Annotated in this window: 22 protein-coding genes; 6 read left to right on the top strand and 16 right to left on the bottom strand. The window is 63.3% G+C overall.

Annotation, left to right across the window (positions count from 1 at the left end):
• Positions 1-63: 63 nt before the first annotated feature.
• From SAZ10_RS20705 to msuE, 4 genes are read left to right on the top strand one after another with little or no spacing between them, the layout of a single operon-like run.
• Positions 64-858, top strand: coding sequence for an ABC transporter ATP-binding protein (locus SAZ10_RS20705; protein ID WP_318611255.1), 795 nt, complete (start codon positions 64-66; stop codon positions 856-858).
• Positions 855-1,697, top strand: a complete 843-nt coding sequence (locus SAZ10_RS20700) for an ABC transporter permease subunit (RefSeq protein WP_318611254.1) — start codon at positions 855-857, stop codon at positions 1,695-1,697. Before SAZ10_RS20705 ends, SAZ10_RS20700 begins: the two co-directional genes overlap by 4 nt.
• Positions 1,698-1,735: 38 nt before the next feature.
• Entirely contained in the window at positions 1,736-2,887 is a 1,152-nt protein-coding gene (ssuD, locus tag SAZ10_RS20695) for an FMNH2-dependent alkanesulfonate monooxygenase (RefSeq protein WP_318611253.1), read from the top strand.
• Between the two features lie 26 nt (positions 2,888-2,913).
• A complete protein-coding gene (gene msuE, locus SAZ10_RS20690; protein ID WP_318611252.1) occupies positions 2,914-3,474 on the top strand; it encodes an FMN reductase in 561 nt (186 codons plus the stop codon).
• Positions 3,475-3,491: 17 nt separating this feature from the next.
• Here the strand turns inward: msuE and SAZ10_RS20685 are convergent, their stop codons facing one another.
• The 5 genes from SAZ10_RS20685 to SAZ10_RS20665 form a co-directional block, all read right to left on the bottom strand.
• The gene (locus SAZ10_RS20685; RefSeq protein ID WP_318611251.1) at positions 3,492-5,180 is read right to left on the bottom strand and encodes a hypothetical protein; all 1,689 of its coding nucleotides are present in this window, start codon (positions 5,178-5,180) and stop codon (positions 3,492-3,494) included.
• A complete protein-coding gene (locus tag SAZ10_RS20680) occupies positions 5,177-6,478 on the bottom strand; it encodes an HlyD family type I secretion periplasmic adaptor subunit (protein WP_318611250.1) in 1,302 nt (433 codons plus the stop codon). The genes SAZ10_RS20685 and SAZ10_RS20680 overlap by 4 nt, the downstream gene beginning before the upstream one ends.
• Positions 6,479-6,545: 67 nt before the next feature.
• Positions 6,546-8,546, bottom strand: a complete 2,001-nt coding sequence (locus tag SAZ10_RS20675; RefSeq protein ID WP_318611249.1) for a peptidase domain-containing ABC transporter — start codon at positions 8,544-8,546, stop codon at positions 6,546-6,548.
• Between the two features lie 341 nt (positions 8,547-8,887).
• On the bottom strand, positions 8,888-9,988 hold the full coding sequence (locus tag SAZ10_RS20670; protein ID WP_318611248.1) for a TIGR03118 family protein: 1,101 nt from the start codon (positions 9,986-9,988) through the stop codon (positions 8,888-8,890).
• 188 nt (positions 9,989-10,176) lie between these two features.
• Positions 10,177-10,323, bottom strand: coding sequence for a hypothetical protein (locus SAZ10_RS20665; RefSeq protein WP_318611247.1), 147 nt, complete (start codon positions 10,321-10,323; stop codon positions 10,177-10,179).
• A gap of 294 nt (positions 10,324-10,617) precedes the next feature.
• Here SAZ10_RS20665 and SAZ10_RS20660 point away from each other — a divergent pair, with 294 nt between their 5' ends.
• A complete protein-coding gene (locus SAZ10_RS20660; RefSeq protein WP_318611246.1) occupies positions 10,618-11,079 on the top strand; it encodes a carboxymuconolactone decarboxylase family protein in 462 nt (153 codons plus the stop codon).
• Entirely contained in the window at positions 11,079-11,957 is an 879-nt protein-coding gene (locus SAZ10_RS20655) for a sigma-70 family RNA polymerase sigma factor (protein WP_318611245.1), read from the top strand. Before SAZ10_RS20660 ends, SAZ10_RS20655 begins: the two co-directional genes overlap by 1 nt.
• Positions 11,958-11,971: 14 nt before the next feature.
• Here the strand turns inward: SAZ10_RS20655 and SAZ10_RS20650 are convergent, their stop codons facing one another.
• The 11 genes from SAZ10_RS20650 to SAZ10_RS20600 all read right to left on the bottom strand — a co-directional run bounded on the left by SAZ10_RS20650 (position 11,972) and on the right by SAZ10_RS20600 (position 21,251).
• Positions 11,972-13,048 carry a TIGR02281 family clan AA aspartic protease gene (locus SAZ10_RS20650; protein ID WP_318611244.1) on the bottom strand — a complete coding sequence of 359 codons (1,077 nt, stop codon included), beginning with the start codon at positions 13,046-13,048 and terminating at the stop codon, positions 11,972-11,974.
• A 262-nt stretch (positions 13,049-13,310) separates the two neighbouring features.
• Complete coding sequence (locus SAZ10_RS20645; RefSeq protein WP_412535256.1) at positions 13,311-14,030, bottom strand: class II aldolase/adducin family protein; 720 nt, start codon at positions 14,028-14,030, stop codon at positions 13,311-13,313.
• Positions 14,031-14,041: 11 nt separating this feature from the next.
• Positions 14,042-15,439, bottom strand: coding sequence for a carbohydrate kinase (locus tag SAZ10_RS20640; protein WP_318611243.1), 1,398 nt, complete (start codon positions 15,437-15,439; stop codon positions 14,042-14,044).
• 112 nt (positions 15,440-15,551) lie between these two features.
• On the bottom strand, positions 15,552-15,878 hold the full coding sequence (locus SAZ10_RS20635) for a hypothetical protein (RefSeq protein WP_318611242.1): 327 nt from the start codon (positions 15,876-15,878) through the stop codon (positions 15,552-15,554).
• Positions 15,879-15,974: 96 nt separating this feature from the next.
• Positions 15,975-16,163 carry a hypothetical protein gene (locus SAZ10_RS20630; RefSeq protein WP_318611241.1) on the bottom strand — a complete coding sequence of 63 codons (189 nt, stop codon included), beginning with the start codon at positions 16,161-16,163 and terminating at the stop codon, positions 15,975-15,977.
• 118 nt (positions 16,164-16,281) lie between these two features.
• Complete coding sequence (locus SAZ10_RS20625) at positions 16,282-17,490, bottom strand: winged helix-turn-helix domain-containing protein (protein WP_318611240.1); 1,209 nt, start codon at positions 17,488-17,490, stop codon at positions 16,282-16,284.
• Between the two features lie 112 nt (positions 17,491-17,602).
• Positions 17,603-18,046 carry an SRPBCC domain-containing protein gene (locus tag SAZ10_RS20620; RefSeq protein WP_318611239.1) on the bottom strand — a complete coding sequence of 148 codons (444 nt, stop codon included), beginning with the start codon at positions 18,044-18,046 and terminating at the stop codon, positions 17,603-17,605.
• An 82-nt stretch (positions 18,047-18,128) separates the two neighbouring features.
• Positions 18,129-19,343, bottom strand: coding sequence for an MFS transporter (locus SAZ10_RS20615; protein WP_318611238.1), 1,215 nt, complete (start codon positions 19,341-19,343; stop codon positions 18,129-18,131).
• A gap of 113 nt (positions 19,344-19,456) precedes the next feature.
• Complete coding sequence (locus SAZ10_RS20610; protein WP_318611237.1) at positions 19,457-19,921, bottom strand: SRPBCC family protein; 465 nt, start codon at positions 19,919-19,921, stop codon at positions 19,457-19,459.
• On the bottom strand, positions 19,908-20,231 hold the full coding sequence (locus SAZ10_RS20605; RefSeq protein WP_318611236.1) for a metalloregulator ArsR/SmtB family transcription factor: 324 nt from the start codon (positions 20,229-20,231) through the stop codon (positions 19,908-19,910). The genes SAZ10_RS20610 and SAZ10_RS20605 overlap by 14 nt, the downstream gene beginning before the upstream one ends.
• A gap of 129 nt (positions 20,232-20,360) precedes the next feature.
• Complete coding sequence (locus tag SAZ10_RS20600) at positions 20,361-21,251, bottom strand: DMT family transporter (RefSeq protein WP_318611235.1); 891 nt, start codon at positions 21,249-21,251, stop codon at positions 20,361-20,363.
• Positions 21,252-21,295 lie beyond the last annotated feature (44 nt).

The following is a 21,295-nucleotide window of genomic DNA, read 5'->3' as shown; positions in this document are numbered from 1 at the left end:
CTCCAACCGCCAATCGAGGGCGCGGGCGCCGATCTCCCCGCGCCGCTTCGGAGAACCGCCACCATGCTTCGAATCCGCGATGCCAGCGTGGTCTTTCCCGGCTCGGACGGCAGCAGCGTGCACGCGCTCGACCGCGTCTCGCTCGACATCGCGCCGAAATCCATAGTCGTTGCGGTCGGCGCCTCGGGGTGCGGCAAGTCCACCCTGCTCAACGCCATCGCCGGCTTTCTGCCGCTGACCGACGGCTCGATCACGCTCGACGGCGGCGTGATCGACCGCCCCGGCGGAGACCGCGGCGTCGTCTTCCAGAAGGACACGCTGCTCCCCTGGGCGAGCGTCGTCGACAATGTAGCGCTCGGCCTGAAATATCGCGGCATCGGCAGGCGCGAGCGGCGTGAACGGGCGCGCGAATTGCTTGCGCTCGTCGGACTCGCCGAGTTCGGCGACAAGCCGCCTTACGAGCTCTCCGGCGGCATGCGTCAGCGTGTCGGCATCGCCCGCGCGCTTGCCACCGACCCGAAGGTGCTGCTCATGGACGAGCCGTTCGGCGCGCTCGACAGCCTCACCCGCGAAACGATGCAGCAATTGCTGGCCTCGGTATGGGCCAAGACCGGCAAGCAGGTGCTGTTCATCACCCACTCGATCGAGGAGGCGCTCACGCTCGGCACTACGGTGGTGGTCATGTCGCCACGGCCCGGGCGCATCATCGCCCGCCTGCAGGCCGACTTCGTCCACGACTTCGCCGAGAGCGGCGCGATCGGGCCGATCCTTTCCGATCCCCGCTTCATCGAGCTTCGCGAGGAAATCCGGGCGCTCATCCACCAGCCCGAAACGAGAAGCAACGGAGTGCTACAATGACCCTCGCCACCACTACGAGAGATTTCCTCGCCCCGGCGATCCGCAGGCCCGCCCACCGCCCGGCAGGCGTCCCGGCAGGCGGCCCCGCCTTGCTCGGCGCCGCGACGCTTGTCGCGCTCATTGGGGTCTGGTTCGCGGCCACCCGGCTCGGCTGGGCGACGCCGCTGTTCCTGCCTTCGCCTTCACAGGTGCTCGACCAGTTCACCGTGGTCGCGAAAGACGGCTATGCCGAAGGCACCCTTGCCACCCATACGCTCGCCAGCCTCGGCCGCATCGCTGCGGCGCTCGCCGCCGGGCTGCTCATCGGGGTGCCGCTCGGACTGCTCATGGGGCTGAACCGCTGGGTGAACAGCGTCTTCCGCGTGCCGATCGACCTCTACTGGGGCCTGCCGCCGCTTGCCTATCTGCCGCTGCTGATCATCTGGCTCGGCATTGGCGAGACCTCGAAGATCCTGCTTCTGTCGCTGTCGACCTTCGCGCCGATCTGTTTCTCGGCGCAGGCCGGCGTGCGCTCCGTCCCGGTCGAGCGCATCAATGCTGCGCTGTCGCTCGGCGCCAGCCGGCTGCAACTCTTCTTCTCGATCATCCTGCCCTCGGCCCTGCCGGAAATCCTGACCGGGCTGAGGATCGCCATCGGCGCCGGGCTCTCCACTCTGGTGGCGGCCGAGCTCATCGCTGCCCGGTCCGGACTCGGCTACATGATCATGTCGGCCGCGCAGTTCCTCGCGACGGACGTCGTCTTCGTCGGCCTGATCGTCATTGCCGCCCTCGCCTTTTCGTTTTCGGCCGGCATGCGCCTGCTGGAACGCCGCCTGGTGCCCTGGAAGGGCAAGCTCTGAGCTTTTCGCGCCCAAACCTCGGATGAAAGGATAATTCCATGTCCGGCAAGCACCCGCTCGACCTTTACTGGTATCTGCCGACCCATGGGGACGGCCCCTATCTCGGCACCGACGAACGTCACCGGCCAGCGACCTTCGGCTATATGAGGGAGATCGCGCAGGCGGCGGACAGGCTGGGCTTCAAGGGCGTCCTTCTGCCCACTGGCACGCGCTGCGAGGACGCCTGGATCGTCGCGGCCTCGCTGATCCCGCTTACCGAGAAGCTCAGCTTCCTGGTGGCCTTGAGGCCGGGTAGCGGCACGCCGGCGCTGTTTGCCCGCCATTCCGCGACGCTCGACCGCATCTCCGGAGGCCGTGTGCTGCTCAATGTCGTCACCGGCGCGGATCCGGCCGACCTCGCAGGCGACGGCATCAAGCTCGGCCACGACGAGCGCTATGCGCAGACTGACGAGTTCCTGACCATCTGGCGGCGCATCCTTTCCGGCGAGCCAGCGGATTTCGAGGGCAAATATCTCTCGGCGCATGGCACCGACATCTCATTCCCGCCCGTGCAGAAGCCCTATCCGCCGCTGTGGTTCGGCGGTTCCTCCGATACCGGCATTGCCATCGCAGCCAAGCATGTCGACGTCTATCTGAGCTGGGGCGAGCCGGTAGAGCAGCTTGCCGAAAAGCTCGACCGCGTTCGGGTCGCCGCGGCCGCGCAAGGCCGCACGATCCGCTTCGGGTTGCGTATCCACCTGATCGTGCGCGAGACCGAAAAGGAGGCCTGGGCCGCCGCCGACAGGCTGATCAGCCGGGTCAGTGACGAAGTGATCGCCGAGGCGCAGGACGGTTTCCTGAACGTCTCGGAATCAATCGGCCAGAAGCGGATGGCCGCACTCCACCAGGGCCGGCGCGACAGGCTGGTGGTCGGGCCGAACCTGTGGGCCGGGCTCGGCCTGGTGCGGGGCGGCGCCGGCACCGCGCTGGTCGGTGATCCGGACAGCGTGGCGGCTCGTATCCGCGAATATCAGGAGATCGGCATCGAAACGATCATCGGCTCTGCCTACCCGCATCTGGAAGAGATCTTCAATGTCGCCGAACTGCTGTTCCCGAAGCTTGGCTTGCAGGGCGAGGCCGCGCACGCCGAGCGCAGCTGGGACGTGGAGTTCGGCCGCGGCCAGCGCCCGCGCGTCGCCTCGGCGGCGTGAGCGGCATTACCGCAAGGGAGTACCCTGTGCCTCGTTCAATGGTGGTCGGCCTTTCCGGCAACATCACCCGCCCGTCGAAAACCTTCGCCTTCGTCGATCATGTCGCCAATGAAATCATGCGCCGCAACGGGCTTGCGGCGAATTGTTATGACATCGAGGCGCTGGGCCCCTCCTTCCCCACGGCGCGGCGGGCCGGCGATCTCGACCGGCAGGCGCGGGCGATCCTCGACAGTGTTGTCGAGGCCGACCTTCTCGTGGTCGGCTCGCCTACCTACAAGGGCAGCTATACAGGCCTATTCAAGCATTTCTTCGACCTCCTCGACCCCGCCGCCCTACGCGGCAAGCCGGTGGTGCTCACCGCCACCGGCGGCGGCGACCGCCACGCGCTGATGGTAGAGCACCAGCTCCGGCCGCTGTTTGGCTTCTTCGAGGCCTTCGCGCTGCCCACGGCGATCTATGCCGCGGAGCGCGATTTGCTCGATGGCAAACCGGCCTCGGAGGCGCTTTTGAAGCGACTGGCTCAGGTGGTCGGCGAGGCGCAAACCGCGCTCAACTTGAGGCAGGTGGCGAGCATTGCGGCGGAGTGACCTCCACGCAAGACGAACTAGGGCGAAGAACGGCTGACCATTTGCCGGGCGCCCTCGTGCCCACGCTCGGCGGCAGCCTCGAACCATTGCAGCGCCGAGGCGTGGTCGTCAGGCACGTCAAATCCGCCATCTCTCATCATGCCGAGCGCAAACATGGCTCCGGCATGGCCTTTTCCGGCAGCCTTTTCGAACAGCTCCAGCGCGGCGCTGTGATCCTTCGGTCCGCCACGGCCGTTCACCATCATCTCCGCCAGTGCGGCTTCCGCATCCGCCATCCCGGCGGCGGCGGCACGCGCAATCCAGGCACGACCTGCCTCGGGGTCGGCATCGATTCCACGCCCCTCCGCAAGCGCTCGGCCATACCAATACTGCGCGGCCACGAGCTCCTCCGCCGCACGGCAGAGCCATTGAATTGCCGCTCGCTCGTCGCGCTCAACGCCGGTGCCTTCCAACAGGCAAAGTCCCAAATGGAATGCGGCCACAAGGTTCCCCAATGCGGCCGCCCGCTGAAGCCACTCGCGCGCCTTGGCAAGGTCTTCAGGCTGGCTCTCCCCGACACCGTTGAGGAGCAGGTTGGCAAGAACCACCTGCGCCGACTGATCACCACCCTCGGCAGCGGCGCGTAGCCAGTTTGACGCCTCCTTCGGATCACATCCCATTCCGGTGCCGAACAGATGGAACATACCCAGGGTTCGAGCCGCGACGACATGACCGGACTCTGCTGCCCGGCGATACCAGATTGCCGCCTCGGCATAGTTTGGAGGAAGTGCACCGGTTTCGGCGTAAATATCGCCCACCAATGCGGCCGCGTCGGAATCGCCGGCCAGTGCGGCCCTGCGAAGCCACGACTCGCCTTCCGTCCGGTTCTGTCCGACCCCCGCCCCCGACATCAGCGCGCGTCCCCAACTCGTCTGGGCGGAGCGATTGCCCATCATGGCTGCGCGCCTGTAAAGCTGCACGGCCGCCGTCTGGTCCGGCTCCGTCCCTATCCCGCGCTCCGTAAGCATGCCAAGCAAATAAATTGCCGGGGACAGACCGGCTTGCGCGGCGAGGCGGATATGCTCGGTCATCCGAGCCTCGTCGCCCTCACTTGCGATCGATTGGGCGAGCGACAATCCGTAGCCGAAGGCGCCCTGCGGACAGCCGGCTTCAGCGGAACGCTTGTACCATTGTCGTGCCTGATCGAGATCGCGCATGGATTCGGGGCCTGACGTGAGAATGTACCCCAGCAATGCCTGTCCATCGGCGGATCCATGTTCTGCCGCACGGCGCGCCCATTTCTGTGCCGCCTCGAAATCAGGTTCGGGAGCCGCATCAGATGAGAAGAGATCAGATCCGGGAGAGGCCCGCTTCCTGCAGGTAGGCGCGACACCGTCGATGTGGAGCGCCGCAAGACTCCATTCGGCATCGACATGTCCCCGCGTGGCCGCACGTTCGATCCAACGGACGCCGTCGATGCGGCTGGCCGGGACGCCAGAGCCGTCCAGGTAGCATCGCCCGACCCGGTATTCAGCCTCAGCGTTGCCGGCGCGGGCCGCACGAGCGAGGAGCACGAACGCCCTGTTCGCCTGCCCCTGCGCGACCAGCCTCGTCGCGCGGCGAAGCGCCATCGATGGCCACAGCACACTGACGACATGATCAGTCAGCCGCGATCGCCTCGCCATCCCGCCGTCCAGAGCCGGAGCAGTGTTTCCATGATGGATCATGGCTCGCGCATCCCTTCCGATGCCACCGGCAGTATCCGACCGAGCAGATAGGCGAGCACGGTGCGCCGGCCGACCTTGATGTCCGCAGTGGCGGGCATACCGGGCACGATGTGAAAGCCGGGAGGCACATCGTGCAGCTTCACCTCGTCGAGCGTGATGCGCGAGCGATAGAACGGCTCTGAACTGCCGAGGTTCACCGGAGCGGTGCCGAAGCCGGACTTATCATCGTCCGAACCCGTAAAGCTGTCGGCACTGACGGTGCGGACTGACCCATAGGCCAATCCATATTGCGACGCTGGAAAAGCATCGAACTTGACCGCTGCCGGAGCACCCTCATGCACGAAACCACTGTCGTGGCCCACTATGTTCACCTCCACCTCGAGAGGTGAGCCGGCAGGGACCAACGTGATGAAATGCTCGCCCGGCAGCAGCACCGACCCCACGGAAACCTTTGCGACCGTCAGAACGGTTGCATCGCGGTCGGCATGCAGCACGACCAGTTGCTGGCGGCGCTGCGCCTTGCTCAACTGTTTCTTGGCCTCGATCAGTTTCTCCCTCTGCTCCGACAGCTCTTGCGAAACCTTCGCGCGCCAGTCCTGATCATAGGCATCTCGCTCCGCCGTGACTGCTCCGAGATCGTGCTGCGCGCTCTCTTCGGTCTGTGCCGCGTTGGAAGAAGCGCTCGTCATTCCCAAATCATTGTCGATCGCAGCCAGCGAATCGAGCGTGCTGCCGACCTCTCGCCGCTCCAGCTCCTTGCGGATGGAGAGGATCTTTTCGGCCACTCTCTGGCGAGCCTGGAAAGTCTTCACATCTGCGGCACTGCGCGCGATGACGGCGTTCAGGCCATCGATGCGCTGCTGGTACATGTCATGTTTGAGCTTCCACTCAGAAGACCGCTCGGCCGCAATCGATGCCTGTAGCGCGAAATTCGGGTCGGATCCGGCATAAGTGAACAAATGACCTTCGGTCTCCGCCTGGAGACGCGCAACTTCGGCCCCCAACAGGGAAACTTGCGACGCCAAACCGCCGACATCCGCCTCCGTGAAGGTTGGATCGAGTTCGGCGAGCGTGTCGCCTGCGTGCACCTGCTGGCCTTCGCTGACCGCGATCGCGCGCACGATCGAGGTTTCAAGGGGCTGCACGACCAGTGCGGGTATCCGCGAGATCACTCTTCCACGAGCCGTCACCACCTTGTCGATCGGGATCAACCCCATCGCCACCAGGGATATGGCGAGCATGCCCGATATGCCCCAGATAGATCCGCGCGCTGCCCGCGGGACTGGAGCAGCGACCATCGCTTGGGATGGCGATTGAAATTCCAGGAGCACCCTGGCGGCAGCATCGTCGCGATGGCTCGCGGAGTTATCGGCTTTTGACAAACGCAGGAGCGACAAGGTGTTGTCCCTGGTAATCCTGATGACGGCTCTGCTGGGACCAGAGCTGGCGATAGATGGCGCAGCGGTCGAGCAGGATGTCATGAGGAGCGATATCGATGGCTTTGCCCTTGTCCAACACAAGGATCAGATCGCAATCGACCAGTGATGACAGCCGGTGTGAGACGATGACCATCGTCCGGCCACTGGCGATGCGAAGCAGGTTGGCGTTGAGCAGCGCCTCGCTCTCTGGATCGAGCGCATTGGTGGCTTCGTCGAGGATCAGAATGCGCGGATCGGTTATCAAGGCGCGCGCGATCGCCAGTCGCTGCCGTTGGCCGCCCGAGAGATTGGGCGAACCTTCCTCGATCATGGTCTCGTAACCACTCGGCATTCGCTCGATGAATTCCTCGGCACCGGCGAGGCGCGCGGCGTTGACGACATCACCCAGGAGCAACCCGGAGCGGCCGGCGACGATGTTGTCACGAACCGATCCCCGAAACAGGAAATTCTCCTGCAGGACCACGCCAAAACTCTGACGGAGATGGCGCAGATTGATTTGACGCACATCGTTTCCGTCGATCTTCAGGGACCCGCTGTAATCTCGGTTGATCCCCTGCAGCAGCCGGGTCAGCGTCGATTTTCCGGACCCGCTGCGCCCGACGATGCCCAGCATCGTGCCGGCTTGCACCTGGAACGAAACATGGTCGAGGGCGGGCAGTTTGGTGCCGCCGTAGGTGAAGCTCACATCGTCGAAAAGGACAGCGCCAGCGAAGCGCGGCCGCAACCCTCCGGAAATCGCCTCCGCCTCCGGCGGGCGGTTCAACACCGAGGCGGCCTCGACAATCGCGAGGGAAACGCCTTCGTAGTCCTCAATGAGACGTGCCAGTGCCACGAGCGGTTGCGCGACGCGCATGCTGAGCATCACGAAGGCAAACAGGGCGCCGACGGCGTAGCCCGAGTTGTCCTGGAGTGCCATGTAGGCGCCTACCAGCACAAGCCAGATCGACATGAACCGCTCGATCGGGGTGATGATCGTCTGGGGCCAATTTGCCAGCTTGCCGAAAGCAAGACGAGAGATCCCGACATCGGCGACCCGCTCGTCCCACAGAGCGTTCCGTTGCGGCTCCAGCGCCAGGGATTTTATCGTCTTGATGCCGAAGATCGTCTCGCCGAGCGCCGAAGCCTTTTCTGTCTCGGCGAAAATCACATCGGCAAATCCGCGGCGCAATGGACGCAGAAAGGCAAGGATGACGAGCATGATCAAGGCGGTGCAGGCCAGCACCAGTCCAGCGAGGAACGGATTAAGGAAGAACAGGAAAGGCAGCAGCACGACCAACGTCATGAGGTCCAGGAACGTGGTCAGAAGCTTCCCTGTGAGGAATTCCCGGACTTTGTAGACTTGGGCGACCTTGTGCATGGTCTCGCCGGCCGGATGTCGCTCGAAATAGTCGAGCGGCAGTCGTAGCAAGCGACTGAAGACGTGCAGGTTCAGGACGGCATCAAGTCGCGTGCCCAAGACCAGCACGATCAACCGGCGGGCGTAACTCAGGAATGTCTCGAAGACCGTGGCGACAGCGAGAAGCGTGCCGAGGAGAACAAGTGTCGAATAGCTATGGTGCGTGAGCACCCTGTCCACCACTGTCATGACCAGCAAAGGCGGGAAAATCGTCAGGAAGCTCAATGTCAGCGAGGCGACCCCTACGTCTCGGAGCAATCGCCGTTCTCGCAGAACGAGAGAAGCCAGCCAGCCTAGGTTGAACGGCGCGTCGGTTGCCGATCGAGCGCGCTTGCTGCGCACCAGCAAAGTGTCCCCCGACCAGACCTGCTCCAGTCGCAGTTCGTCGACTGCGATGCCCGCTTCGTCCGCAGCCAAATCAGGTTTCTTGACGAGGATCAGATTTTGCTCGGGATCGACCCCGGTCATCAGGCCGGCGCCGCCGTCATTGAACAGCAGGACCACCGGCCCTGTTTCTGTGAGATGGACCACGTCTCGCCAGCGCAACCGCACGGCCCTTGCCCACAGGCCCGAACTTTGAAGCCATGCGGAGAGAGCCGCCGCAGAGGGCGCAGACGAGTCCGCCCCACGTGCACAGTCGCGCGGATCCAGCTCCATGCCGTGGAACCGTGCCGCCGCCATCACGGCGCAAAGGCGCTGATGAAGCCCACCGCCCTTCGAATGGACGTGGCCGTCGGGTGGGACCGCCGCAAGTTCCGGCTCAGCGGTTAGGGCTGAATCTTCAAGCTGGGAAGCTTGGCCTACCGCGGCCGAACGCGGTCTGACGAAGAACGTCACTGACGACACTCCCCAGGCGAGTGCCTTCCCAGATGTCAGGCGAGCATATGTGCGCTGGGCATCGACGCCGTTGTCGTCTGGTGATGGTCGGTTACTGCGCCCAGTGTCCCGAAGAGGCCATGCATTTCGTTCTGCACGCCCGCAGTGAAGTAGATTTTCTTCGGATCGCTGTTTGGACCATGATTCCCGGGAACCAGCGCCCAAAGATCGCCGATCTTTATCGGCGCGCCGTTGGACCCGCTGAGCTTGCCCAGAAATTTGTCGTTGTGCGGATTGAAGACATTGATCGTCCCATCGCCGAAATTCCCGATCAGAAGATCGTGCGAGAACTTTCCGAAACCCGACGGCGCGATCGCCATTCCCCAGGGAGAATCGAGCGGCCCGCGGGATGCGACCCGCTTCACCAACTCTCCGTTGAGGTTGAACTCGTCGACGAAGCCGTGTCCCGCGCCCGCGACATCATCGTGCTTTTCACTGTTCTGCAACGCGAAGGTGACGAACAGGTGGCCATCGATGACGCTGACATTGAAGGGCGCATAGCCCTTCGGGACACCAGGATCGGTGAAGCTTCGCACATGTTTGAATTTCGAGTCGAAGACGTCGACGTTCCCGCTTCGGAAGTTGGCAGCAAAAAGCAAGGTGCCATCTTCGGTCTTGGCAATCGCAAGACCCTTGTAGACGGCCCCTTTGCCACCCTCGGAGTTGTCGACGGCCAATACGGAGCTGCCGCTGTTCACGGCTGGGTTCCAGCCCGAAATCGTGCCGTCTTCGGTTGCAAAGATGAAGACCGACGATGCCGTCTTGCCTCCGCTGGAGATAGCAAATCCGTGTCCTGTGCTATTGAACACCTGCCCGGTCGGGCTCGCCGGAGTTGTTTGTCCTGGAGGCACGGCAATCGTGATCGCTGTGTGTCCGGCAATCGTCTGCGGGTGCCCTTTCCCGTCATAGATCGTCGCGACGCCTTGACCATTATCCGACACCCAAAAAGGTCCCGTAGGTTTAAACGAGACCCCCCAAGGATTGATGAGGTTGGGGTCGATCACCGGTGCCTTGACAAGCCCATCGGAGACCAGGTTCGTCTGTTCGAATACTGCCGCTTTTGCTTTGGGGTGAGGATCAGCAACCAAAGTTACCATAGAACTTCTCCTTTGGTCTTGGCGACGTGCTCCAACGTTTTGGTATAGATGGTCCGATCGAGAGGCAGCGCCACTTCAAAGTAAGGCGCGTTATGGCCGGTGTGTGTCACGCGTCGGACCAAGTGGGATATTCTGCTCAAATAGTGTCTCTTTCGGGGCGGCAGAGCCGGAAAGCTCTAGCTGATCGCTCAAGCCGGCGGGCGAGCACGCGCACCGGCGATCCGCTTCTGGCGTGCCGTATCGAAGTCGAGCGAATTCTCAGGCGTGAAGCCGATTTTCACCTCCTCGACCTCGCCAAATCGCATGGCGACGTTGCGGAATTTGATCTTCGCCATCGCCCCTCAGCGTGCGCTTCAGCCGGCACGACATCGGCATCATCGATCGCCGCGGTAGGTTCACCCGCTTCGCTCCGTACGGGCCCCCCCGCGAACCGGGCAAACCTGCTGCAACTTAAATACTATCGGGAATCATGCCGGTCCAAACTGTCGGCAATCAACCCGGTTGAACAAGCGGTCGCGCCTCCCCTCCCTCTGACGCATTTCGCCGACGAAAAAAATCCGCCCCCATGTCACATCCGGCCTGCTCATTTCGTCCTGTCTGCGGGAGTGACCCGGACAAGAGGAATGATCATGGACGAGAGAATGAACCCCTACACGACGACGCCCGAACTGGCGAAGCTACTGATCGACTTCGGAAGCAGCGTCGAGAAAGCCGGTGTGGAGCCGAGTCTGCTGGAACTGGTGAAGATCAGAGCCTCGCAGATCAATGGCTGCGCCGTCTGTCTCACGATGCATACGGACGCCGCCCGCCAGGAGGGCGAGACCGAACGGCGTATCTATCTCCTCGATGCGTGGCGCGATTCGACGCTCTATAGTGCACGCGAGCGTGCGGCGCTCGGCTGGACGGAGGTACTGACCCGGCTTTCGCCGGCGGGTGTTCCGGACGATGTCTACGAAGCTGCCAAGGCCGAATTCACGGAGAAGGAGCTGGCAATCCTGACCTTCATGGTTCTCGCGATCAACAGCTTCAACCGGCTCAATGTCGGCTTCCGCATGAGCGATTCGGCTGTCCCGACCCGCAAGGCGGCCTGATGGCAGCGACGTCGCAGTTGGACGCAGCCGCTTCGTTCGATCCGCTGCGTCCGAAACTCACCCGCATCGCCTATCGCATGCTGGGCTCGGTAGCCGATGCCGAAGATGTCGTGCAGGACGCATTCCTGCGCTGGCTTGCCACCGACCGCGAGACGGTTCGGGAGCCAGAGGGCTTCCTGCGTCGCGTCGTGACGCGGCTTTGCCTCGACCTCCTGAAATCCGCACGGCGACGGCGCGAGACCTATGTCGGCGAGTGGCTGCCAGAACCGGTCGTCGAAGACGAGGAAGAGGAGATCGACGACGTCACACTGCCACTGATGCTGGCGCTGGAGCGACTGTCGCCGCTGGAGCGCGCGGCCTTCCTGCTGCACGACGTGTTCGGCGTCGGCTTCGACGAGATCGCCGAGACGATCGGCCGCGAGCCGGCCGCTTGCCGGCAGCTCGCCAGCCGCGCGCGCAGCCATGTGCGGGCGGCGCGGCCGCGCTTTGAGATGCCCAAGGAGCGCGGGCTGGAGATCGCGGCTGCCTTCTTTGCAGCTTCGCGCCACGGCGACATGGACAGGCTGCGGTCGCTGCTCGCGGCCGACGTAGTCGTGCATTCCGACGGCGGCGGCAAGAAGCCGGCTGCCAGAGAGCCGGTCATCGGCTTCGACAACGTGATGCAGCTGCATGCCGCGCTGGCGCGACTCTTTGCCGAGAACAGGTCGCAGCTCGTGCGTTACGGTCACATCAACGGTCTGCCGGGCTTCGTGACGGTTGAGGCCGGCGATACGCTGCAGACCACCGCGCTCAAGATCGAGAACGGCCAGATCGCTGCGATCTACGTCATGCGAAATCCGGACAAGCTCAGGCACATCGGCGCTTCCGCCGTGCATTGAGCAGGTCGAGCGACTTATTTCGACTTTTTCGGTCGGATGCGCAGAGCCTTGGAATCCATGGCCACATCGAAGCGGGACAGGAAACTCATGCCGAGCAGGCCGTCGGTTCCATCGCCATAATTGGCGTCGTCATCGACCTGAACGACCAGCTGCACCCTTTCCGCTTCCAGGGAGCGCAGCTTCACGGAATCGGCCCTGGTGAGATAGCCGTCGACCGTTCCGTTTGCCGTGTTGAGCTTGATGCGTTGGCCGGCAGCCTTCAAGCCGGCTTTCTCCGCAGAGCGCTTCTTGACGGTCACGAAAGTGGCGCCCGTATCGATCACGAAGGTCCCCTTCACGCCGTTGATCGATGCATCGACCTTGATCACGTTGCCGGCCTTGCGGCGGATCGTCTCTTCCTTCTTTCCCGTGGTCTCCTCAGCGCACCCGCCCTTGCTGCTCAACCGCCGGAGGATGCTCCTCGTCTGATCGTTTTCGTGAGAGCCCGGATCTAGCGCCACCCAGCTTTTGATCGGCACCATCGCATCGCAATATTGACCGAGCTGCTCATAGCATCTCGACATGCTTTCGTAGCCGACGCTGGAGATACTGTCCTTGTTGCCGAACAGCTCGATTGCCGAAGAATAGTCGGCAATCGCCTTTTCACACTGGTTGTCGCCCTCATATGCGACGGCGCGGAGGAAATAGCCGTTGTCGCCGTTGGGCTCCATCTCGATGAGCCTGTTGGCGAGCTCAATGGAGCGGGAATAGTCGGAGACGTCGAGCAGAAGGTTGATGGCGCGCCTTATCCCGTTTGCATAGCCGCCGCAGTTGTCCGAAAACCTGACCAGGCTTTCCGCCGCCTCGCGACGATAGCTTTCCTCTTCCAGCTCCTTGCTCAGCGAATAAGCGGCTTGCTGGTCGCAGCGCTCACGGGACAACGCGCCGAGCTGTTTGGCGACGCCAGGGCCTTCCAGAACCTCATCCGGGAGCGAGATTCCAAGCTCTTCGCTGGCACGCTGCAAGTCGGCATGATCATAGGCGTAGCCTGCAGCCCCGGAGAAAAGGACAAACAGCACCACTGCAAATAACGATATCGCGCGGGCTTTCATGAGGGTTTGGACGGTCGGCCTGTTCGGTTGCATTGCAGTCTGGTGACGCAACCATCAATGGCATTTATATATGGACGCAACAAGAATACAGATTTATTCAGTATTGGATTTTCCCCCTGTTCTCTGACGCTGCTTTCGGCAGCGTCCCAGGGCGTCAAATACCCATTCGACTACAGGGGTGCGCGACAGAACGCGAGATTGCCGAAATAGGCGCGATCAAGCGACGAACGTACATAGCGCCGAGTCGCTGCCCTGGATAAGCCTAGCCCGACAGCTTCCCAGCGCCCCGACCACGAGGCTTGGCGTCCTCTTTCCGATGCGCGCCGTAGCCGTAGCTCTTCATGGCCGCCGCGGTCTCGGCGATCTGTTCGTCGCTCAGGATGACGGGGCCGCCGATCAGCAGCGAATGATAATATTGCTTGGCGAGCGTCTCCAACTCGACCGCGTGCCACATCGCCTTATCCAGCGTATCGCCGAGCGCGATCATGCCATGGCTGCCGAGCAGACAGCCCATTCGATCCCTGAGCGCTTCGACGGCGTAAGCGGAGAGTTCGGGTGTTCCATAGCGGGCATAGGGTGCACAGCGAATGTTCGACCCTCCGAAGGCGGCGACCATATAGTGGCAAGCCGGGATCTCGCGGCGCGTGATGGCGATAATGGTGGCGTAGGTCGAGTGGGTGTGAACGATCGCGCCGATCTCCGGCCGCGCGCGCATGATGTCGAGATGGAAGCGCCATTCGCTCGACGGGTTGAGCGGCCCCTCGAAGCTGCCATAGTCGCCCTCGATCGGCATGGCGGCGATCATCTCGGGTTCTATCGCCTCGTAAGGGATAGCGCTCGGCGTGATCAGCAGGCGGTCGCCGAAACGCGCAGAGATGTTGCCTGAAGTACCCTGATTGAGGCCCGCGCCATTCATCCAGCGGCACTTGTCGATGATAGCCTGGCGGAGCGCGAGTTCGGATTTGCTGATGCTCTTGTTCATGGGAGCTTCGGTTAGCACGAGAAGTCGGAAGAACGCGACAGCCATTCCGTCCTATAGGCTGGCAAATCGACGTCGGGGAACGCGTCCACCGGCGCAAGATCAACTTTCAGGCGCGGCAGGTCGTGTTTGCCCGACATGTGGGCGACCAGTGCCGCGCCGGCGGCAGTGCCGTCGCGCAGGTCCGAGCGGAAGACGCGCTGCGGCGCACGCAAGCCGGCAAGTGCTGCGCAGAACAGCGCATTTTCGCCAAACGGTCCATCGATGACGATCTCGCTCTCGGAGCCGACCGCGTCGAGCGACTGGTCCGTCATCAGCGCGCAGTAGAGCGCGCCGAGGGCAGCGCGTTCGCCGGCCGTCCGAGGCTGCGGGCCGATGATCCTTCCCTTCCCGCCCGTGCCGGGCATGGGGCCGCCCGAATCGGTGAAAGAAGGCAGCGCGAAGGTTCGGCGGCGCACGAGATTTGCGAGATCTGCGCTCGTGGCTGCAGCTTGCGGCGCTCCGGCCTCGATCGCAGCTATCTCATGCCCACCCATGAAGCGGCTGCAAGCGACTGGCCGTCCGAATGCGTCGATGTTGGTCGCGGTGTCCCGCGCGGGGTCAAGATGCCGAAAATCCGACCTGGTATCGAAGATGATGATCCAGGTACCGGTCGAAAGCAGGGTAAAGCTGCCGAGGCCGGCGGCGAGATAGCGCAGATAGTTGGCATTCGAGTCGTGAATGCCGGCCTTCACTTCGGCGCGCCCGGAAAGCTGCGAGATCCGAAACTCGGGCTTCAGCGTGCCGACCGTTTCGAAGGGCGGCGCCTGCGGCGCAAGAAGCCGGTCCCAGCCACGCTCGCGCGAGAGCGACGAGCAACCGTTCGCGGTGACGTCGACGAGCTGGGTCTGGGCGCCAAGCTCGGTATAGCCGGCAACGGCGCGACCGGTCAGGCGGAAGGCGAAGTACTGCCCCCAGGGCAGGATGGTGCGGACCTGCGCAAAGGCTTCAGGAAACGCCGTCTCCTGCCAGAAGAGTTGCAGGCCCAGCGTGAGCGCCATCGGATTGAGCGGGCAGAACACCTCGGAAAAGGGCGGTGCGATCCTGCGGTAGGCGTCGACGATCCCGGGCGGCGGCTCAGCGAGGTAGTCCATGACCGGAAGCGCTAGTTCGCCGGCCCCGTCAAGCAGCGCAAGGGCGGAACCATGCGCACAAGGCACGATCGCATCTACCGGCAGCGTTCGGTCGAATTCCGGCAAGGTCTCGGCCAGGATTGCTAACGCCGGCTCCGGGTCGAGGCTCCGATAGGGCGGACCAGCCAGATGACGACTCTCGGCGCGGCGCTCGCGAAGCGGCCGCCCGTCACCGTCGAACAGCATGAGCTTAGTGTTGGTGCTTCCTATGTCGAGAACAAGCGTGCCGCGTGGCCGCATGGCGAATCCCTCCTGGTGAGATCAGGGACCAGAGAGAGGGATGCAGTCAAGCGGAGCTGAAGAGGCGCGCGTTCAGCCAGGAACCCACGCCGCTCTATTCTTTGTTTGCTTGTCAGCCTGCCTTCAGGCGCTCCACGCAATGGGCACGAAGAATGCGGGCCGCTTCGGCATAAGTCGCCGAGGTCCCCTCCAGCGCGGCAAGGGCTGGATCGTCGACGAGGGCCTGAACCTCGTCGAGCACGCGGATTGGCATGATGTCCGTGCAGGTGCGCATCCGGCCGAACACGGCACTGACCGCGGTCGGCCTGCCGTCGCAATCGACCCGCGGCTCCTGTTCACCGGCCTTCCAGGATTCGAAAGCCTCAAGGGCATCCTGGAAAGCAAGATGCATGAAAATGGGCGCGTGGCCTTCATGCAGGGGCGGCAGCAATTGTGTCATGCTCTTTCCTCCGTTCCCCCCACCCTAAAAATCCCACCATCCAATACGCAATCACACTCTACGCCAACTTCGACCAGGCGCGGCGCCGGCCAGGGCTCACCACTGGCCAGGATATTGCCATGTCCAGAAAAAAGCCTCGTCGTGCTGGGCGAGCTTCCGCTCGATCTCTGCAGCGGTCTGAGACCGGTCCTCCTCGCCTTCGCGAGACGGCCTTTCGTCGACCGAAGAGTCCAGCGCCAACAAACGCAGGATGCGGGAAACTGCGGATACCGTCGTCTCCGGCATCGTTTCCTCCATCTTGTACCACCCGGCGCCGCCAAATAGCCCAGATCACGCGATGATGACGGATTTTTTCAGCATGTCAAGAAATGTCTACAGTTCTTGTAGACATTCAAAAGCGCGGCTATGCCGGGGCTGCCGACAGCTCGTTGAGGGCCGGCGCGAGATCACCGGAGTGGGCAACTTCCACGCGCTCGAGCCCCAGCCAGCCGGCCATGCCGGTGATTTCCCGCATGAGCGCTTCGGCCGTTTCGGGCGGAGCACCTGGTTCGGCGAATGCGGATTGGACCTTGAGCACGCCTTGCTTGCGATCTGCCTTGAGATCGACGCGGGCGGCCAACCTGTCGCCATAGAGAAACGGCAGCACGTAGTAGCCATGAACGCGCTTGTGGGCGGGCGTGTAGATCTCGATGCGGTAGCGAAAGCCGAACAGGCGCTCCGTGCGCGAGCGCTCCCAGACCAGCGGGTCGAAGGGCGAGAGCAGCGCGGCGGCGTGCACGCCACGCGGCAGCCGTGCGTCGCGATGAAGCCATGCCTGCTGAGCCCAGCCCTCGACCTCGACAGGCAGCAGTTCGCCGCTCTCGACCAGTTCGGGAAGACGGGGCTTCACGTCCTCGGGTGCAAGGCGAAAATAGTCGCGAAGGTCGGTAGCAGTCGCGACACCGAGCGCGCGGGCCGAGATGCGCAGCAATTCGCGATGGGCATCGGCTTCCGGCACATCCGGCGCGCCGACGACTGCGGCGGGCAGCGCGCGTTCCGGCAGGTCGTAGACCCGCTCGAAGCTCGGCCGCCGCTCGGCGGCCGTAATCCTTCCCGCCCAGAACAGCCATTCGAGCGCCGCCTTGGCGTTGCTCCAGCCCCACCAGCCGCCGTTGCCGCGCTCGCCGTCGAAATCCGAGGCGGCAAGCGGGCCGCGCTCGACGACCTCGCGATAGACCCGATCGACATAATCGGCGTTGTCGCGGCCGAACCTGGCGACCCCCTTGTAGATGCGCTCGCCGCGCGCGGCCCGCTCCATGCGCCAGCGCATCAGCGGCCAGGACTCGACCGGCAGCAGCGAGGCCTCGTGCGCCCAATATTCGAAGAGCAGGCGCTTCCTGCCCTTGGCCGTGCCGTCGATCAGGTCGAGCGGATAAGCGCCAAGCCGGGAGAACATGGGCATGTAGTGCGCCCGAACGAGCACGTTTACGGAATCCATCTGCAGAAGCCCGTTGCGGGCAAGCACCTTCTTCAGGTGGCGGCGGTCGGCCGGGCCCGCGGGCCGCGGCTCGGCAAGGCCTTGCGCCGCAATGGCGATGCGGCGGGCGAGCTTGAGCGAGATTTTTTCCGGCATGAGTCTCCGACGGTTTCGGCGCAAGTATCTGCCGCGCAAAATCAATCGACGCCGCGGTCTTCGCAAGTCCATCGACGGCGGACGAGGCATCCTCCTGACAATGCGGCGGCAGTTACTGTCCGATCCAATCGTTCGGAAACGGACGCCCCTTGCCTTTCTCCAGGAGCTCCTTGAGGCTCACCAGGAAGACGGCCCAGCTCATCGAGTAGTAGGGAAAACCTTCCGTACTATCGCTGTATCCCGAGTGGCGGAAATGGACGCGGGTGCGGCCGAAATTCGGGAGGATGCGGAATTCGACCTCGGTGCCGGCCCAGTCGGACAAGTCGCTGTCGGTCGCTCGCCAACGCACCAGACGGTCGGGCTCGAGAGCACTCACCTGCATGAGTTGGCAGGCATCCTCGCTGAACCAGAACTCCAGCATCTCTCCCTGGCCGGACCGGCCGCGCGTGTCCGGGATCCACCATTGCCCGAGCTTTCGAACGTCGGTGAGCGCCTCGTAAATGGCGCTCGGGGCGGCCTCGATCATTACCTCGTGCCAGATTTCCCTCATCGCCATGATTTCTCTCCGCTACCGGGCTGTGAGGCGCCCGCCGGATGCGAGCGGCCTCTCCGGTGCCGGTGTGAATTGCCAGTCGCGATCAGGCCGGGACGGGCTCGGCCTGCGGGCGATCCTTCGGGAAGGGGCGGAACATCATGGCGATCAGGAATGCGCCGATGCCCATTGCCCAGGACCCGACATAGAGCCAAGTGTAGCTTGCGAACGTATCGTAAATCAGCCCCCCGGCGAGCGGGCCGGCCGCCATGCCGAGGCTGCCGGCCATCGCCGTGCCGCCAATAACCGTGCCCATCATGCGCAGCGGAAAATTCTCGCGCGCGAGCACCGCATAGAGCGGCATCACGCCGGCATAGATGAAGCCGAACACCGCCGCGGCCGCGTAGAAGGCTGTGAGCTGGCCGGCGAAGACGTAAGCCAGTGCGCCAAAGGCCTGAGCCAGGAGGCCCGCGACGAGCACGCGTTTCGCTCCGAGCTTGTCGCCAAGAATGCCGAAGGCAATGCGCCCAGCCATGCCGGCCAGCCCCTCGACGCTGTAGATCGTGACCGCGGCAATCATCGGGATGCCGCAGGTGATGGCATAGCTCACGGTATGGAAGATCGGGCCCGAATGGGTGGCGCAGCAGAAGAAGTTGGTGAGGAGCAGGATGACGAACTGGGGCGAGCGGATCGCCTGGGAGAGCGTCATCTCGGGTTCACCGCTTGCCGCAGCGCCAGCGTTCGGATGTTCGAGCGCCGGCGGGCGACGCACCAGGAACGCCACCGGGATCATGAGCACCGCGGCAAGACCGGCGATAATCAACATGGATGTCCGCCAGTCGTGACCCGATACGAGCCATGCGGCGAAGGGCGACATGGTCATCGGTGCCATGCCTATGCCGGCCGAGACGATCGAGACTGCGAGGCTGCGGTGGGTATCGAACCAGCCGGTCACGCTGGCCATGAGCGGGACGACGATCGCCGCGGCGGCGGTGCCGACGATTAGCCCGAAGACGAGCTGGAATTCGAGCAGCGACGTCATGCGGCTTGCCAGCGCCAAGCTCAAGGCAAGACCAGCCGATCCGATCAGCACCACCGGGCGCGGGCCGATGCGGTCGGCAATCGTCCCCCAGGCCATGCTGGCAAAGGCCATGGCGAGGAACGCGATGGTCATGGCGCTCGAAATTCCGGCGACCGACCAGCCCGTATCCTTCGAGATCGGCAGCAGGAAGACCGGAAGCGAGAACATGGAGCCGAATGCCACGCAGCCGAGCAAGCACCCCGCGGCAACGATCACCCAGCGATAGTTCGATTGGTTCATGTCCGCCTCCTCAATGCGGTAGGATCAATCCGTTGGCACACGTCTCATAGACGTTTGGACCCGGCTGATTTCGACACGGGCCGAGAAATTTTCCTTCTGGAGAAGGCGTGAGCTCAACTCCCGGGAGCAGTTTTCCTGCCTGGCAGTGCTGCGCCGGTTTCGAGCAGGGTCTTCAGGCTCGAGAGAATACGCGGCCAGCCTCGCGAGACGCCCTCCTCGATGAGCTTGTGCGGGCCTTCCGCCTCGGCCTCATGCAGGACGGTGAGCTTCATCATCTCGTCGACGCGCTCCATCTCCAGTGTGCAGCGTGTATAGCCATCGGCCTTGAACTCCGGCATGAATTCGTTGCGCCATCTGAGCACGATGCGTTTCTGCGGCTCGATCTCGAGAATTTCACCTGCGTCGGCGACGCGGCCATCCGAGAAGACAAGCTTCCACGACGAGCCCTTCTTCCAATCCGTCTCCAAGGTAGCACCCATCCAGTATTCCCGGTTGAACTCGGGATCGGTCAGGGCTTCCCACAATTTCTCCGGTGTGGTGCGGATGTAGTTCACGTAGACGAAGCTAGCCTTGCTCATCGCTTGTTCCTTCCAGCCTTCTTTTCAGGTCGGCGAGCGCCTCGATGCGCCCGCGTTCGAACTTGCCAATCCAGCGCTCGGCGATCTCGGCGATCGGCGCTGCGTTGAGGTAGTGCTCTTTCTCGCGGCCCCTGCGCAGCGTAATGACGAGGTTCGCTTCCTCGAGGATCGCCAGGTGTTTGCTCACCGCCTGGCGCGTCATCTCCATCTCTTCGCAGAGCGCATTCAGCGTCTGACCGTTCTTGGCATAGAGCCTGTCCAACAATTGCCGGCGCGTCGGGTCGGCGAGCGCCTTGAAGACTTCGTCCATGCTCATGCGCTTCAATATGCAACCTTTTGGTTGCCTGTCAAGTCAAATGAAGAAAGGGCAAAATGAAGAAGGGCCGCGCAGCTCGCCTGCGCAGCCCGGCAAATCGTTAGGGAGATCGGCTGATCTAAATCAGCGCTTGAGATTGACGAGCACCACTCCGCCCAGCGCCATCAGGCCGCCAATGATACCGGCGACGCCGGGAACCTCGCCAAGCCAGAGGAAACCCATAAGCGTTGCAGTCGGCGGCACGCAATACAGGAAGTTGGTGGCGCGGGAAGCGGGAAGCCTGGAGAGCGCGACTGCCCAGCTCCCGTAGGCGACAAAGCTCGGGACGATCCCGAGATAGATCACCGAGACCAGCGCCTCGAAACTGGCGCTCGACGCCTGGGCAATGCCGGAGGGCAAGGCCCAGGACAGCGCCAGCGCGCCGATCACCATGTTGGCCGCCGAAACAGTCAGCGGCTTGTGGCGGCGAAACAGCGGCTTCTGGACGATGGTCGTCGAAGCGGTACAGAATGCGGCGCCGAGGATCAGCAGCGCGCCCTGATCGACCTTGATCCCTTCGCCTTCGCCGAGCGCGATCAATCCGATGCCGGCAAACGAGACGAACGTGCCCAGCCATGCGAGGCGCGAAAAGCGTTCGCCGAGGAACAGCATCGCCATGAAAGCGGTGAAGATCGGAGCGACATTGATGATGAAGCTCGCGGCGCCTGCTGAAACTGTCAGTTCGCCAAAGTTGAGCAAAGTCGTGTAGAACGCCACGAAGACCACGCCGCCATACGCGAAGCGCCAGGCTTCCGACCAGGTCGGCATTTGCGGCCGGGTGTGGAGCAGGAAGACGATCGCCGGGATTGCCGCGACGCCGAAGCGGATTGCGCCAAGCTCCGCAGGGCCGAAGGCGGTAAGGCCGACACGGATCCCGGGAAAGGCGGAAGCCCAGGCAATGATCGTTACCAGAACCGCAGCAACGGTTCCGGCGTCAAGCCGAGGAACTGAGGTATTGATTGCGACTGCGGACATGGCGGCCCCTTCTCGATTATCCATGATCCGAACTAGCGTCGGCG

This window comes from Mesorhizobium sp. BAC0120 (genome assembly GCF_033542235.1).
GTDB lineage: Bacteria > Pseudomonadota > Alphaproteobacteria > Rhizobiales > Rhizobiaceae > JAWRCU01.
This window is presented reverse-complemented; position numbering and strand designations above follow the sequence as displayed.

Coding starts and splice junctions, on each gene's coding strand:
- SAZ10_RS20705 (WP_318611255.1), top strand. CDS start 64: ATGCTTCGAATCCGCGATGCCAGCGTGGTCTTTCCCGGCTCGGACGGC.
- SAZ10_RS20700 (WP_318611254.1), top strand. CDS start 855: ATGACCCTCGCCACCACTACGAGAGATTTCCTCGCCCCGGCGATCCGC.
- ssuD (WP_318611253.1), top strand. CDS start 1,736: ATGTCCGGCAAGCACCCGCTCGACCTTTACTGGTATCTGCCGACCCAT.
- SAZ10_RS20685 (WP_318611251.1), bottom strand. CDS start 5,180: ATGATCCATCATGGAAACACTGCTCCGGCTCTGGACGGCGGGATGGCG.
- SAZ10_RS20680 (WP_318611250.1), bottom strand. CDS start 6,478: ATGGTCGCTGCTCCAGTCCCGCGGGCAGCGCGCGGATCTATCTGGGGC.
- SAZ10_RS20670 (WP_318611248.1), bottom strand. CDS start 9,988: ATGGTAACTTTGGTTGCTGATCCTCACCCCAAAGCAAAAGCGGCAGTA.
- SAZ10_RS20665 (WP_318611247.1), bottom strand. CDS start 10,323: ATGGCGAAGATCAAATTCCGCAACGTCGCCATGCGATTTGGCGAGGTC.
- SAZ10_RS20660 (WP_318611246.1), top strand. CDS start 10,618: ATGGACGAGAGAATGAACCCCTACACGACGACGCCCGAACTGGCGAAG.
- SAZ10_RS20655 (WP_318611245.1), top strand. CDS start 11,079: ATGGCAGCGACGTCGCAGTTGGACGCAGCCGCTTCGTTCGATCCGCTG.
- SAZ10_RS20650 (WP_318611244.1), bottom strand. CDS start 13,048: ATGAAAGCCCGCGCGATATCGTTATTTGCAGTGGTGCTGTTTGTCCTT.
- SAZ10_RS20645 (WP_412535256.1), bottom strand. CDS start 14,030: ATGAACAAGAGCATCAGCAAATCCGAACTCGCGCTCCGCCAGGCTATC.
- SAZ10_RS20640 (WP_318611243.1), bottom strand. CDS start 15,439: ATGCGGCCACGCGGCACGCTTGTTCTCGACATAGGAAGCACCAACACT.
- SAZ10_RS20635 (WP_318611242.1), bottom strand. CDS start 15,878: ATGACACAATTGCTGCCGCCCCTGCATGAAGGCCACGCGCCCATTTTC.
- SAZ10_RS20630 (WP_318611241.1), bottom strand. CDS start 16,163: ATGCCGGAGACGACGGTATCCGCAGTTTCCCGCATCCTGCGTTTGTTG.
- SAZ10_RS20625 (WP_318611240.1), bottom strand. CDS start 17,490: ATGCCGGAAAAAATCTCGCTCAAGCTCGCCCGCCGCATCGCCATTGCG.
- SAZ10_RS20620 (WP_318611239.1), bottom strand. CDS start 18,046: ATGGCGATGAGGGAAATCTGGCACGAGGTAATGATCGAGGCCGCCCCG.
- SAZ10_RS20615 (WP_318611238.1), bottom strand. CDS start 19,343: ATGAACCAATCGAACTATCGCTGGGTGATCGTTGCCGCGGGGTGCTTG.
- SAZ10_RS20610 (WP_318611237.1), bottom strand. CDS start 19,921: ATGAGCAAGGCTAGCTTCGTCTACGTGAACTACATCCGCACCACACCG.
- SAZ10_RS20605 (WP_318611236.1), bottom strand. CDS start 20,231: ATGGACGAAGTCTTCAAGGCGCTCGCCGACCCGACGCGCCGGCAATTG.
- SAZ10_RS20600 (WP_318611235.1), bottom strand. CDS start 21,251: ATGTCCGCAGTCGCAATCAATACCTCAGTTCCTCGGCTTGACGCCGGA.